12 protein-coding genes and 1 tRNA gene are annotated in these 14,156 nt (G+C 62.5%); 5 read left to right on the top strand and 8 right to left on the bottom strand.

The genetic code is table 11. The annotated features are described in order from the left end of the window. Window positions 1–36 precede the first annotated feature (36 nt). Together dnaQ and PQR62_RS03265 are read left to right on the top strand one after the other, a co-directional pair. Window positions 37–765, top strand: a complete 729-nt coding sequence (dnaQ, locus tag PQR62_RS03260; RefSeq protein WP_408154776.1) for a DNA polymerase III subunit epsilon — start codon at window positions 37–39, stop codon at window positions 763–765. 166 nt (window positions 766–931) lie between these two features. Further along, a tRNA-Val gene (locus tag PQR62_RS03265) sits at window positions 932–1,006 on the top strand. A gap of 135 nt (window positions 1,007–1,141) precedes the next feature. Here PQR62_RS03265 and PQR62_RS03270 read toward each other — a convergent pair. The 3 genes from PQR62_RS03270 to PQR62_RS03280 all read right to left on the bottom strand — a co-directional run bounded on the left by PQR62_RS03270 (window position 1,142) and on the right by PQR62_RS03280 (window position 5,250). Beyond that, complete coding sequence (locus PQR62_RS03270; RefSeq protein ID WP_408154778.1) at window positions 1,142–2,620, bottom strand: aldehyde dehydrogenase; 1,479 nt, start codon at window positions 2,618–2,620, stop codon at window positions 1,142–1,144. A gap of 131 nt (window positions 2,621–2,751) precedes the next feature. After that, a complete protein-coding gene (locus PQR62_RS03275) occupies window positions 2,752–3,669 on the bottom strand; it encodes an NAD(P)-dependent oxidoreductase (RefSeq protein ID WP_408154780.1) in 918 nt (305 codons plus the stop codon). Window positions 3,670–3,819: 150 nt separating this feature from the next. Further along, window positions 3,820–5,250 carry an aldehyde dehydrogenase family protein gene (locus PQR62_RS03280; protein WP_408154782.1) on the bottom strand — a complete coding sequence of 477 codons (1,431 nt, stop codon included), beginning with the start codon at window positions 5,248–5,250 and terminating at the stop codon, window positions 3,820–3,822. Window positions 5,251–5,711: 461 nt separating this feature from the next. On the opposite strand from PQR62_RS03280, the gene PQR62_RS03285 reads away from it, so the two are divergent. Further along, window positions 5,712–6,914, top strand: coding sequence for an ABC transporter substrate-binding protein (locus tag PQR62_RS03285; protein WP_408154784.1), 1,203 nt, complete (start codon window positions 5,712–5,714; stop codon window positions 6,912–6,914). A gap of 236 nt (window positions 6,915–7,150) precedes the next feature. Here the strand turns inward: PQR62_RS03285 and PQR62_RS03290 are convergent, their stop codons facing one another. The 5 genes from PQR62_RS03290 to PQR62_RS03310 form a co-directional block, all read right to left on the bottom strand. Then, window positions 7,151–7,765, bottom strand: a complete 615-nt coding sequence (locus PQR62_RS03290; protein WP_408154786.1) for a thiamine pyrophosphate-dependent enzyme — start codon at window positions 7,763–7,765, stop codon at window positions 7,151–7,153. Window positions 7,766–7,775: 10 nt separating this feature from the next. After that, window positions 7,776–8,324: a phosphonopyruvate decarboxylase gene (locus PQR62_RS03295; protein ID WP_408154788.1), complete on the bottom strand. Its 549-nt coding sequence runs from the start codon at window positions 8,322–8,324 to the stop codon at window positions 7,776–7,778. Between the two features lie 172 nt (window positions 8,325–8,496). Then, window positions 8,497–9,429 (bottom strand): LysR family transcriptional regulator, encoded by a 933-nt coding sequence (locus PQR62_RS03300; protein WP_408154790.1) that lies wholly within the window; start codon window positions 9,427–9,429, stop codon window positions 8,497–8,499. A 161-nt stretch (window positions 9,430–9,590) separates the two neighbouring features. Beyond that, the gene (locus tag PQR62_RS03305) at window positions 9,591–11,030 is read right to left on the bottom strand and encodes a sensor histidine kinase N-terminal domain-containing protein (RefSeq protein WP_408154792.1); all 1,440 of its coding nucleotides are present in this window, start codon (window positions 11,028–11,030) and stop codon (window positions 9,591–9,593) included. Further along, on the bottom strand, window positions 11,023–11,694 hold the full coding sequence (locus PQR62_RS03310) for a response regulator (protein ID WP_408154794.1): 672 nt from the start codon (window positions 11,692–11,694) through the stop codon (window positions 11,023–11,025). The genes PQR62_RS03305 and PQR62_RS03310 overlap by 8 nt, the downstream gene beginning before the upstream one ends. Before the next feature lie 282 nt (window positions 11,695–11,976). On the opposite strand from PQR62_RS03310, the gene PQR62_RS03315 reads away from it, so the two are divergent. Both PQR62_RS03315 and PQR62_RS03320 read left to right on the top strand, forming a co-directional pair. Continuing rightward, entirely contained in the window at window positions 11,977–13,011 is a 1,035-nt protein-coding gene (locus PQR62_RS03315) for an ABC transporter substrate-binding protein (protein WP_408154795.1), read from the top strand. A 57-nt stretch (window positions 13,012–13,068) separates the two neighbouring features. Beyond that, on the top strand, window positions 13,069–14,082 hold the full coding sequence (locus PQR62_RS03320; protein ID WP_408154796.1) for an ABC transporter substrate-binding protein: 1,014 nt from the start codon (window positions 13,069–13,071) through the stop codon (window positions 14,080–14,082). Window positions 14,083–14,156: the final 74 nt, after the last annotated feature.

Raw genomic sequence — 14,156 nt, forward strand, 5'->3', positions numbered from 1 at the left:
ATCAAAGCAAGTGCATCACAGCAAGGAGCAGACCTCATGCGGCAAATCATTCTCGATACCGAAACCACCGGCCTGAGCCCGCGCGCCGGCAACCGCATTCTTGAAATCGGTTGCGTCGAAATGCTCAATCGCCAGCTCACCGGCAACAATCTGCACATGTACATCAACCCCGAGCGCGACTCCGAGGAAGGCGCGCTCAATGTGCACGGACTGACCACCGAGTTTCTGAGCGACAAGCCCAAATTCGCCGAAATCTCGGCCGAGTTTCTCGACTACGTGCGCGGCGCCCAGATCATCATTCACAACGCCCCGTTTGACGTCGGCTTTCTGGATGCCGAGCTGGATCGCCTGGGCCTGCCGCCTTTCGTCGAGCACGTGGATGAAGTGATCGACTCGCTGCAGATGGCCAAGGAAATCCATCCGGGGCGCCGCAATTCGCTGGATGCCCTGTGCGACCGTTACGGCATTTCCAACGCCCACCGCACCTTGCACGGCGGCTTGCTGGATGCGGTGCTGCTGGCCGAAGTCTATCTGGCCCTGACGCGCGGCCAGAATTCGCTGACCATGGATCTGGGCGGCGATCAGGACGGCGACGACGGCCAGCCGCTGGAGCTGGCGCCGCTGGCGCCGGTCATCGTGCTGGCGGCGGAAGGCAATGATCTGGTCGAGCACGAAGCCCTGCTTGACGGCCTCGACAAGGACGCCAAAGGCACCTGCCTGTGGCGCGTGGTGCCGGTGGAAGAAGCGCCGGCGCCGGCTGCCTGATGATTGCCTGCCTGGGCCTGGGCTCAGCGCACGGGCCTCTGCAAACCATCGGCAGTAAATAATTTGCCAGCCCTGTGCCGCGGGGCTTGCCTCCGATAATAATTCTGTGCCATAATCGCGCCTCTCGGAGATTTGAAGGCAAACAGCCGGCGAATCGCACGAAAACGGAAGGTTAGCTCAGGGGTAGAGCACTGCATTCACACTGCAGGGGTCGCAAGTTCGAAACTTGCACTTTCCACCAGAATTCAAAAAAGCCAGCTTCGCGCTGGCTTTTTTCATTTCCGCGCCACGATTTTCATCTCGGTTCTTGCCGGGCGTTTTTACTCGCGGCGCATGCCAGGGCAAGCGCCGCGCTGTGTCCAAAACCTACCCGGACTCAACGCATCGTGAATGGATTCCCGGTCGCTGCGCCGGTATTGATCCACACGCTTTTCACCTGCAGATATTCATGGATCGCGTCCATGCCGTTTTCACGGCCCAGGCCTGAATCCTTGTAGCCGCCGAAGGGCGACATATAACTCACCGCGCGATAAGTGTTGACCCACACCGTACCCGACTGGATCTTCGCGGACATGCGGAAGGCGCGGCCGATGTCGCTGGTCCAGACGCCTGCGCCCAATCCATACGGGGAGTCATTGGCGATGGCGGCGGCTTCTTCTTCATCCTTGAAGCGGATCACCGATAGCACCGGGCCGAACACTTCTTCCTGGGCGATGCGCATGCGGTTTTTCACCTCCGAAAAAATGGTCGGTTCAATGAACCATCCCCGGCCGCATTCCGGCCGGGTCGCCGGCGCGCCGCCCAGCACCAGGCGGGCGCCGTCCTGACGCGCGATGTCGATGTAGCTCAGCACCTTCTCGTATTGCTGGCGCGTGGTGATGGGGCCGACCTGAGTGCCGCCGTCCAGCGGATCGCCCATGCGCGCGGTGCGCGCCAGCGCGGTCAGCTTTTCCAGAAAGGCGTCGTGAATGTCCTCCTGCAGCAACAGGCGCGAGCCGGCGATGCAGGTCTGTCCGGTGGCGGCGAAGATGCCCGACACCGCGCCGTTCACCGCATCATCCAGCCTGGCGTCGGCGAACACGATGTTGGGCGACTTGCCGCCCAGCTCCAGACTGACGCGCTTGAACTGGCCGGCGGCGCTGCGATTGATGGCGCGGCCGGTGGCGTCCGAACCGGTGAAGCTGATCTTGCGCACCAGCGGATGTTCCACCAGCGGTGTACCGACGTCCTTGCCGAAGCCGCTGACCACATTGATCACGCCCGGCGGGAAGCCGGCTTCTTCGAACAGCCTGACGAATTCCAGTGTCGAGGCCGAGGTGTATTCCGATGGTTTCAGCACCACGGTGCAACCGGCCGCCAGCGCCGGCGCGATCTTCCAGGCGGTCAGCAGCAACGGTGAATTCCATGGGGTGATGGCGGCGACCACGCCGACAGGCTCATGCCGCGTGAAGTTGAAATAGTCTTGCTTGTCGAGCGGGATCACCGCGCCCTGAACCTTGTCGGCCAGGCCGCCGAAGTAATAGAACCATTGCGGGATGTAATTGAGCTGGCCGCGCATTTCCGCGATCAGCTTGCCGTTGTCGCGCACCTCGCATTCGGCCAGCTTGCCGGCATCGCGCGCAATCAGGTCGCCCAGCTTGCGCAGCAGCGCGCCGCGCTGACTGGCGCTGAGGGCCGGCCAGGGGCCGCTGGTGAAGGCGCGATGCGCGGCCTGTACCGCGCGCTCCACGTCTTCGGCGCCGCCGGCCGCGATCTGGGCCCAGACTTCGCCGGTAAAGGGGTTGTAGGAGTCGAACCAGTTGCCGCTCGCGGCGTCGCTGAACTGGCCGTCGATGAAGAGTTGATAGCGTTGCATGTGATGTCCTCGATGAAGGTGGCGAAGAAAGCAGGCGCCGAAAAAGAAAAAGCCGGCCGCCATCCGATCTGAATCCGGATGGTTGCCGGCGTCTGCGTGGGCTGGACTGCCGGGCGCTCAGAATGCCGACCTCAGTTTTTCAGCCTGGGCTTTTCGGTATGCGACAGGTCGCACAGCACATCGACCATGGCCGAGAAATCGTTGCCGCCGAAACCGCGCGCACGCGCGGTGCTGAAGGCTTCCTTGGCGGCCGCGCCGATCGGCATCGGCGACTTCGCGCTGTTGGCGGCATTCACGATCAGGGTCAGATCCTTGTGCGCCAGGTCGATGGTGAAGCCGGGCGCGATATCGCCTTTCAGCACCTTGTCCGGCCACGCGATCTTGAGCTGGCCGTTGGTGGCGGTGGTGCCGTAGATCACGTCCAGGGTCTTTTCCAGCGACAGACCGAAGCGCTGCGACAGCGTCAGGGCCTCGGCATTGAGCTGGCAGGACACCACCGCCAGATAATTGTTGACCAGTTTGGTGCGGGTGCCGCTGCCCACTTCGCCGCAGTGATGGATGGTGCTGCCCATGGCTTCCAGCAGCGGATTGACGCGCTGGAAGTCGGCTGCGGTGCCGCCTACCATGAACAGCGACTCGCCGCGGTCGGCATGGCTGGCGAGGCGCCCGACCGGCGCATCGACCAGCGACTTGCCTTGCGCCAGCGCGGTGGCGGCCAGCCGGTCGGTGACTTCCGGTTCCACCGTGCTCATGTCCATCACCAGCGCGCCGGCCGCGATGCTGGCCAGTACGCCGTCGGCGCCGCCCACCACGTCCAGCACGATGGCAGAATTGGGCAGCATGGTGACCACGATATCGTTGCCGCGCGAGGCCTCGGCCACGCTGCTGGCGGGCTGCGCGCCGAGCTTGACCAGCGCAGCGACGGCGTCGCGGTTGACGTCATACACGGTCAGTCGGAATCCCTTGCGCTGCAGATTGGAGGCCATGCCCAGGCCCATGCGGCCGAGTCCGATGAAACCCACTTTCAAGGATGCTGCTTGCTGGCTCATTGTTGTCTCCTGAATATTCTTGTGTGGTGGTCCTACAGATGAAGAACGGTGCGCGAATCTTCGCTCGCGACCGCATGAATATGGCACAAGCTCGCCGCTCGTGCCGGCGCGCTTTGTTCTGCACGCTCAAGCATTCACGCGCTTGCACGCTTACACGCTCAGATACGAAGTCTTGAGGATGGTGTAGAAGTCGATGGCGTAGGTGCCTTGCTCACGCGGACCGTAACTCGATCCCTTGCGGCCGCCGAACGGCACGTGATAGTCGAGCCCGGCGGTCGCCAGATTGAGCATGGTCAGGCCGGCCTCCGCATGCGTCTGAAAATGCCGCGCGTATTTTTGCGACGTGGTGCAGATGCCGGCCGACAGCCCGAAGGAGGTATCGTTGGCCACGCTCAGCGCTTCTTCGTAATCCTTGACGCGAATCACCGCCGCCACCGGGCCGAACACTTCTTCGCGGTTGATGCGCATCTGGTTCGAGCTGCCGGTGAACAGCGTCGGCGACAGATAGTGGCCCGGCGTTTCACGTTTCAGCAATTCACCCTTGACCCGCACTTGCGCGCCTTCATTGATACCGATGTCGATGTAGCGCAGATTCTGTTCCAGCTGCCGTTTGTCCACTACCGGGCCGACCTGGGTGCCGGCCTTGAGCGCGTGATCGATGACGATCTTGTCGAGCCGCGCGGCGACCGCGTCGACGAAGCGATCATGGATGCCGGCCGTCACGATCAGACGGCTGGATGCCGTGCAGCGCTGCCCGGTCTGGAAGAAAGAACCGTCCACCGCGCAACTGACGGCAGTTTCCAGATCGGCGTCGTCCAGCACCAGCAGCGGATTCTTGCCGCCCATCTCGGCCTGCACCCGGATCAGGCGTTCGGTCGCACGGCGCACGATCTGGTTGCCGGTCTTGACCGAGCCGGTGAAGGTGACGGCATCGACGCCATTGAGCAGGGCATCGCCCACCACCGGGCCGCTGCCGTGTACCAGATTGAACACGCCCGCCGGTACGCCGGCACGGGCGATGATGTCGGCCAAGGCCCAGGCCGAGCCCGGCGTCAGTTCTGAAGGCTTGAACACTACGCTGTTGCCGAAGGCCAGCGCCGGTGCGATCTTCCACGCCGGGATCGCAATCGGAAAATTCCAGGGCGTGATGATGCCGATCACGCCCACCGGATCGCGCGTGATCTCGACATCGATGCCGGGCCGCACCGAGGCCAGTTTTTCGCCGCGAATCCGCACCACCTCGCTGGCGAAGAAACGGAAGATGTTGGCCGCGCGGCCGACTTCGCCGATGGCTTCGGCGCGCGTCTTGCCTTCTTCGCGCGCCAGCAGTTCGCCCAGCTCTTCCTTGCGGGCGAACAATTCATTGGAAATCGTGCTCAGGATGTCGGAGCGCAATTGCACCGTGCCGGCATTCCACTTGGGCAGGGCCTGGCGGGCCGCCGCGATGGCTTCGGCCACTTGTGCCGCGCTGGCGTGCGAGGCGGTGCCGACGATATCGTTGGTGTCGGAGGGATTGATGTTCTCGACTTCGCTGGCGCCGGTCACCCATTCGCCGGCGATCAGATTCTTGAATTGCTTCATCGGTAAGTCCTTGCTGAAGTGGGAAGAAGAACACGGGGGCGGCGTGGCGATAGAGAGCAGGCAAGCCATCGCAGTTGCGCCTTGCCGCCTGCGCATCGAACCACAGCATTGCATGCCGGGAACAGGCGAGTCCAATACCGGTTTCTGATCAGCTCATCACGTTTCCGCATGCCTGTGCGGTGCGCTTGCAGAGAGCCTCGCTGCAGCAACATTTCATCGCGGTGCAGCATCGTTTTCGGCGCGCTGCGGCTGCTGCAATGCGGTAGCGGATATAGCAATCCGGTATGCCTCCATCACAATCGATCATTGGACGCCGCGGCCTGCGGCGGGCTAAGTTCTGTCTCGCCATGATGTTGCTGACGCCCGTGCGGGATCGCTACAGTTTCATTCCCGGATGCAAGGGCCGTTGGAACCCAGGTACGCGTACGTAAAAAAGTACACGAATAACAACGGAGACAATAATGAATGTGAGACTGAACATCCTGGCCGGCGCCATCGCGGCCGGCTTTGCATTGGGCGCAGCGGCACCGGCCGTGGCGGCGGGAGACACCATCAAGATCGGCTTCATTACCGACATGTCGGGCGTGTATGCGGATCTGGACGGCGCCGGCGGCGTCGAGGCGATCAAGATGGCGATTGCCGACGCCGGCGGCGCGGTGAACGGCAAGAAAATCGAACTGACCGTGCTGGATCACCAGAACAAGGCCGACATCGCCGCCAGCCGCGCGCGTGAATGGTACGACTCCGGCTACGACGTCGTGATCGGCGGCACCAACTCATCGGCCAGTCTGGCCATTGCCAAGATCGCCGCGGAAAAGAAGCGCGTCTTTCTCTCGCCCGGCAGCGGCACCACGCGCCTGACCAATGAGGAATGCAATCCCTACACCGTGCAGTACAGCTACGACACGCTGGCGGTGGCGCGCGGCACCGGCGCGGCGATGGTCAGGCAGGGCAACAAGAGCTGGTACTTTCTGACCGCCGATGTCGCCTTCGGCAATTCGCTGGAGAAAGACACGGCCGACACCGTGCGCGCCAACGGCGGCAATGTGGTCGGCGCCGTCAAGCATCCGCTCGGCGCATCCGATTTTTCTTCCTTCCTGCTGCAGGCCCAATCGTCCAAGGCGCAAGTGCTGGGCCTGTCCACCGGCGGCACCGATCTGGTCAATGCCATCAAGGGCGCGGCCGAGTTCAACGTCACCAAGACCATGAAGCTGGCCGGCATCCTGATGTTCATCAACGACATCCATGCACTGGGTTTGCCACTGAGCCAGGGTCTGTATTTCACCGACGCGTTTTACTGGGATCGCAGCGACGAGTCGCGCGCCTGGTCCAAGCGTTTCTTCGCCAGGACCAAGCGCATGCCAAGTTCTCTGCAAGCCGGCGACGCCTCGGTGACGGCGACCTATCTGGCGGCGGTCAAGGCGGTCGGCACCGATGCCGACAAGGTCATGGATTACATGCGCGCGAACAGGATCAATGACTTCTTCGCCACCAACGGTGTGATCCGCCCCGACGGCCGCATGGTGCATGACATGTATCTGATGCAGGTCAAGACCCCGGCCGAGTCGAAATACCCATGGGACTACGCCAAGATCGTGCAGACCATTCCCGGCGATCAGGCTTACACCACCAAGGCCGAATCACGCTGTGCCTATTGGAAGTGAAAACCTGAGCTGATTCAGGCTTTCGCATCCTTCGCCCGCACTGACAGAAGAGTCCGGCATTTTTTGATGTCGGGCTCTTTGCCGTTGGCAGAAAGCCAGATACGCGTTGGTATTGAATCGCTAAAGTTGGCTGCGATGAATAGCTGCATCTGCTGCCAGTCATGAAGCAAAAAAAAGCCCGCCGTAAAACGGCGGGCTGCACACATTCCGAACCGCGGACTGAAGGCCCTCTTTGCCTACATCGGCGCGAAACCCAGCGCCGCCCGGAAGCGGTTCTTCACATACACTCCATCGCGCGGCGGCAGGGCGCGCGGCAGTTCGTCGGCCTGCACAAAGACTTGCGCCAGCAGCGGCCCGCTGGCGGCGGCAATGTCGTGCGCCAGGGCCGGCAGCTGTTCCAGCGAGCGGATGCTGCTCACCTTGCGGATGCCGCAGCCGCCCGCCACGCTGCCCAGATCGGTGCCGAGGCTGGTGTGGCTGCGCTGCATGCCGGTCTCGCCGAAGTGGCCATTGTCCAGCACCACGATGTTGAGATTGGCCGGTTGCTGGGCGCCGATGGTGGCAAGCGCACCCATGCCCATCAGTTGCTCGCCATCGCCGGTGATGACGATGACGTTGCGCCCCGGTTGCGCCAAGGCCAGGCCGAGACCGACGGCGGCAGCGCCGCCCATGGCGCCCCACAGATAAAAGTTTTCGTCGCGGTCGCCGGCCGCATAGACGTCGTAGGACGCAGAACCCAGCCCGGTCACGATCAGCGCGCCGGGGCTGGCGTCGATCAGTTGCTTGACGAAGGCACGGCGGTCGATGCCATGCTGGCCCTTGCGTTGCGGTGTGGTAGTTGTCTGGCTCATGTCGCGTTCCTTATTTGGCTTCCCATTTTTTCTTGCCGATCAGCCGCTGGCCGAGCAGCACGCATACCGCTTCTCCGCCCTCGAAGGCGGCGTCGAAGCCGGCCTCCACGGTGGAGGCGACGTCTTCCGGCCGGTCGGCGCGCAGCACCGTGATGCCCATCAGTTCGATCGCGGCTTGCGTGGCCTTGCCCATGGGCGATTGCCATTGGTTGAACTCGGCCCATTCGCCGCGCATGGTGATGATGGAAAAGAAAGGGAAGCCGCAATTGGCAATCAGCGAAAACATGTTGATGCAGTTGCCCACGCCGCTGCTCTGCATCAGCAGCGCGGCGCGTTGCCCGCCGAGCCAGGCGCCGCATACCGTGGCCACGCCTTCTTCCTCGGTGGTGAGCACCACGCCGCGCATGTCGGGATCGGCATGCACGCGCTGGATGACGTGCGAGTGGCCGGCGTCAGGCACATAGGCCACCTGTTTGACGCCGCCGTGCTTGAGTATGGAAAAGATATCTTCGCGCCATGCCGGCTGCGAGTCGTTCACGTTGCCGCTAGAGCTGTTCATAAATGGTGATCCCCGATCATTGAGCTGGAGCAGGGATGGTAGAACGCAGTCGGCGCGAGCGTCCAATACCGAAATCTGTTCAGGCAATCAGTTTTCGGCATAGCAGCAGGGCGGCTGCAGAGACGTCGACATGGCGGATGGCCTTCCGCATTTGCATCTCGCCGGCCTGAGCTTACTCCACCAGCCAGGTCGCGCCCGGCCATTCGCCTTGCTGCAGTTTCTGCTTGATCAAGGCGCGCAGTTCGGTCACCGCGCAGCGCACCGCAATCGAGGAGCGCCGCGTCAGCGGCAGCGCCAGCACGATCTTGCGGCGCAGCGCCGGCTGCGAAATGGCGGTCGCTGTCAGGCGGCCGGCGGCGACGTCGTCGAACACCGCCACGCCCGGCAGGATGGTGTAACCGACGCCGCCGAACACCAGATTCTTCTGGATATTCATGGCATTGGTTTCCGCCACCACGTTGAGATGAATATCGGCCGAGGCACAGGCGCGATCCAGCAGCAGACGCAAGCCGTGCGGCTGGCTGGGCAGCACCAGCGGCAATTCGGCGACATCGTGCAGCGCCATGTCGCCGGTGATCGAGAGATTTTTTTCGGGCAGACCGACCAGATACAGGGTCTCGTCCAGCAGCGCCTGCACCTCCAGCAGCGCGGAGGGCTTGGGGTCGTACAACAGCGCCAGATCGACCGCGCCGTCCTCCAGCCATTGCTGCAGATAACCAGCGTAACCAACCGAAATGTTCACCGTCAATTGCGGATACTGCTGGCGCAGATGACTTACCAGCGCCGCCGCCAGCAGGTCGCCGGTGCTCGGCAGCAGACCGATGGTAACGGTGCCGCTGACGATGCCGGGAGCCGGCGCGATATCGGCCTTGGCCTGATCCAGTTCATGCAGCGCGCGCCGCGCGCGATTGGCGAGGATGTGTCCGGCTTCGGTCAGATCCATGCCGCGTCGTCCGCGTTCGAACAGCGGCGTGCCTATGTCTTCTTCCAGCAGCCGCAGTTGTCGCGACACCGCCGGCTGCACGATGTGCAGCAATTCGGCGGCGCGCGTGACGCTGCCGGTTTCGGCGATGGCCAGCAAGGCCCGCAATTGTTTGACGTCCAATGTGTCTCCTCCCGATGCGCGGCTGGCCGCCGCATGTTGCTCATGCACGCCCGGATGTGGGGCGGCAGGCTGATGTTTTTTAAGTGGGTGGCAGAGTTTAGCATCGGGCGGTTTTTCGAACGCCGTGCTGTCGGCAGGGACTGCGTGTTGCAGCCCGCTGTTCAGCCGTAGCCGGCAGGCGCCGTCGTCATCGGCAGGCGCACGCTGGCGATCAGACCGCCGCCGTCGTCCGGCGCGCTGAGCGTGATGCTGCCTTGCGTGGCATGCACGATCTCGCGCACGATGGCCAGGCCCAGGCCTGAGCCCGGCTGATCAGGCGCAGCGTTACGGTAGAAACGTTCGAACACGCGCTCCCGCACTTCGGCGGGGATGCCGGGGCCGTTGTCGGTGACCGTGATCACGACGTGCATGGCGGCTGCATCGCCGGTCTGTGTCTTGCTGCCTTCTTTCGGCGCCGGCGCCAGCGCAATGCCGAGGGTGACCTTGCCATACGCGGGCGTGTAGCGCAGCGCATTGTCGATCAGATTCATCAGCATGCCCGACAGCTGCGCTTCGTTGCCGAGCACCCATGCCTGCTCGGTGTCCGGTTCCATGCCGAGGTCGATGTGCTTGCGTTGCGCCAGGCCCGCCAGTTCTTCCAGCACGGTGGCGGCGATCTCCACTACATCCAGCGGTTGGCGCGGAAAGGCGGCGCTGTTGGAGGCCTCCGCCTGCGACAGTTGCAGCAGCTTGTTGGTCAGGTCGGTCATGTTGCGGCTGCCTTCATGCAGTGCCTGCAGCACCTGCGCGATGCGCTCCGGATCATCCAGCTGGCGCGCGAACTGGATCTGCGAATCGATCACTGTAAGCGGTGTGCGCAACTGATGCGCGGCGTCGGCGACGAAACGTTTCTGCACCACGATCTGCGCATTCAGGCGCTGAATGTATTGGTTGATGGCTTCGACGATGGGGCGCAGTTCCAGCTGCAGGCGGCCGGCGCGCAGCGGCGTCAGCGAGTCGGGTTCGCGCGTGGCGAGTTCATCCTTGATGCGCAGGATGGGGCGCAGTTCTATGGTCAGTCCCAGCACCACCAGCGCAATCGCCAGCAGCAGCAGTATCAGTTGCCGTCGCAGCGCCGGTTGCCATAGTTCGTCCAGCATCTGCTGATGGCCGTGCAGGGTCTGGCCGACCGATACCGAGACCAGCCGCAGGGTGCCGTTGTCATACAGCTGGCGGATGTAGCTGACCACGCGCAGCGGCTGGCCTTCGTACATCGGGGTGGCGTAGACCGGCTGGGCATCGGCGAAATCGACGTCGAGCGGGAAGTCCAGACGGCCGGCCAGCAGCGTCTCGTCGTCCATCAGCACTTGGTAATAGACGTTGTCGTGGCTGGGCGAGGCAAACATTTCCAGTGCCGCCGGCGGCACGTTGACCGCGGGGGCGCCATCCACCCATTGCACCTGGCCGGCGATCATGCGGGCCGAGGCCAGCAGGGCGCGATCCTGGATCAGCGTGGCGCCCGCCACCGCATTGTCGTAGGCGTCGCTGCTGCTGATGCCGACGTAGGCGGTCATGGGAATCAGCAGCCACAGCAGCAGCCGCAGGCGCAGGCTGTCAATCATCTTTTTGCTTGAGCAGATAGCCGAGGCCGCGCAGCGTCATGATCGCGGCCTGGCAGTTTTCCAGTTTCTTGCGCAGCCGCGAAATATAGATTTCGATGGCGTCGGCGCTGGGCTCGTCGGACAGGCTGAACACGCCTTTCATCAGCGCGGTCTTGGACACGGTCTTGCCTTGCTTGAGCATCAGGATTTCCAGCACGTCATGCTCGCGCGCCGGTAGCGCCAGCGTGACGCCGGCTACTGCAAACTGACGCGTGTTGCTGTCGTAGACCAGGTCGCCGCAATGAATTTCGGCCGCCTTGTCGGGTGTCTGGCGGCGCACCAGCACTTTGATGCGCGCCACCAGTTCGCGTACTTCGAAGGGCTTGACCAGATAGTCGTCGGCGCCGGCGCCCAGGCATTCGACCTTTTCATCGATGGAGCCGCTGGCCGTCAGGATCATCACGGGCACCCCGTTGTGGCGCTCGCGCAGACGACGCAGCACATTCTTGCCGCTCATCTTGGGCAGCATCAGATCGAGCAGCACCACGTCGTAGTTCTCGGTCATTAGCACCTGATCGGCGGCTTCGCCGTCGGCGGCGACGTCGATGCTGAATTTGTGTTCCCTGAGGATCTGGGTCAGCCAGTGCGCCAGTTGCGGATTGTCTTCGATCAGCAGCAATTTCATGCAGAGGTCTCTTGGTGTGGTGGTCGTGCCGGTCGTACTGATAGTGTTTTCTTGCGCCGGTCTTGCGCTGCCGACGCGAACGGCAGAGCTTACAGGAGCGCGCTTTTTGCTGCTGCCGCGCACCGCGGAATTGTTGCAGCGCAAATAAAAAAGCGCATATTTGGAAAGCTGGATGAAGGTTTCACTTGCCTAGAATGGCGCCACAAACAAATAACAAATAACAAGTGATAGAAGGCGTGCCGGATAATCCGCCGCCCTTCATTTCATCAAGGAGGCATCATAATGCGTCAAGGCACTCATGTGTTCGGTTCATTGATTTCCTGCGCCGCCGCCGGCACGCTGTCAGCCCTGCTGGCGCTGGCTTCGCCGCTTGCAGCTGCAGCCGAGTCGGGCAAGATCACCATCATGGTCGGCGGCATCAACAAGCTGATCTATCTGCCGCCCAAGCTGGCGGAAAGCCTGGGTTACTTCAAGGACGAAGGTCTGGAGGTCGAGTTGCAGTCGCAGCCGGCCGGCGTGGATGCCGAGAATGAACTGCTGGCCGGCGCGGTGCAAGCCGTGGTCGGCTACTACGATCACTCCATCGATCTGCAGAGCAAGGGCAAGGAAGTGCTGTCGATCACCCAGTTGCTGGTGGTGCCGGGCGGCATGGAACTGGTGCGCTCCGATCTGGCGCGCGATATCCGCAGCATGGCCGATCTCAAGGGCCGCACCGTCGGCGTGACCGGTCTGGGTTCCTCGTCCAGCTTCCTGGCGCAGTATCTGGCCAGTCGCAACGGTCTCAAGGTCAGTGACTATTCGATGCTGCCGGTCGGCGCCGGCAATACCCTGATCGCTGCCATCAAGCAGAAGCGGGTGGATGTGGTGTGGACCACCGAGCCGACCACTTCATTGCTGCTCTCCAGCGGCGAGGCCAAGGTGCTGGTCGACATGAGCAGCGCCGACGGCACACGGGCCGCGCTGGGCGGCCTGTATCCCGCTTCCAGCGTGTATGTGCAGGGCAAGTGGCTGCAATCGCACAAGCCGGAGGCGCAAAAGCTGGCGCGCGCGTTCGTGCGTACCCTCAAATACATCCATACCCATAGCGCGGAAGATATCGCCGCCAAAATGCCGGCCGATTATTACGGCGGCAACAAGGTGCTCTATGTGCAGGCGCTCAAAGCCTCGCTGCCGATGTACTCGACTGATGGCAAAATGCCGCCGGACGGCGCCGAGCAGGTGCTGAAGGTGATGGCCGGTTTCAACCCGAACATCAAGGGCAAGAAAATCGACCTGAGCAAGACCTACACCAATGAATTCGTGGATCAGATCAAGTAAGCAGGCCGTCGCCACACGCGTCCAACAAAATTCAAAAGAATTTACACAGGAGACAAGATGAAAATAAATATGCGCCGCACACTGATTTCGCTGGCCATCGCCGGCACCGCCGTGATGGCCTTGTCCGGCCAGGCTTATGCCGCCGGCAAGATCACCATCATGGTGGGCGGCATCACCAAAATGGTTTATCTGCCGGCCAAGCTGACCGAGCAGCTCGGCTACTTCAAGGAAGAAGGTCTGGACGTCGAGCTGCAATCGCAGCCGGCCGGCGTCGATGCCGAGAATGAATTGCTGGCCGGTGCGGTGCAGGCGGTGGTCGGCTTCTACGATCACTCCATCGATCTGCAGACCAAGGGCAAGGAAATCACCGCCATCGTGGTGTTCGGCCAGGTGCCGGGCGAAGTCGAGCTGGTGTCGACCAAGGTCGCCGCCAACTTCAAGAGCATGGCCGACTCCAAGGGCAAGACCCTGGGCGTGACCGGCCTCGGTTCTTCCACCAACTTTCTGACGCAATATCTGGCCTCGCGCCACGGCATCACTTCCAAGGAGTACTCGCTGCTGCCGGTCGGCGCCGATAACACCTTTATCGCCGCCATGAAGCAGGGCCGCATCGATGCCGGCATGACCACCGAGCCGACCGCATCGCAGCTGCTCAAGACCGGCGACGCGCAGGTGCTGGTCGACATGCGCACCGTCGAAGGCACGGTCAAGGCGCTGGGAGGCCTGTATCCGGCGTCCAGCCTGTACGTGCAACGCAGCTGGCTGAACAAGAACAAGGACGATGCCGCCAAGCTGGCGCGCGCCTTCGTCAAGACGCTGAAGTTCATCAAGACCCACAGCGCAGAAGAGATCGCGGCCAAGATGCCCAAGGACTACTACGGCAAGAACAAGGAGCTGTACGTGCAGGCGCTGCAGAATTCGCTGCCGATGTTCACGGCGGACGGCAAGATGCCGCCCGGCGGTCCTGAAACCGTGCTGTCGGTGCTGTCCGGTTTCAATCCTAACGTCAAGGGCAAGCACATCGATCTGTCCAAGACCTTCACCAACGAGTTTGTGGATCAGATCAAGTAAGACCGGCCGACTGCGGCTCGCCTGAACAGGGGCGAGCCGCGGCCGGATGCTCTCGTGCAATCGTAAGCAGCTTT

This window comes from Herbaspirillum lusitanum, from assembly GCF_046025995.1.
Classification (GTDB): domain Bacteria; phylum Pseudomonadota; class Gammaproteobacteria; order Burkholderiales; family Burkholderiaceae_D; genus Herbaspirillum; species Herbaspirillum lusitanum_A.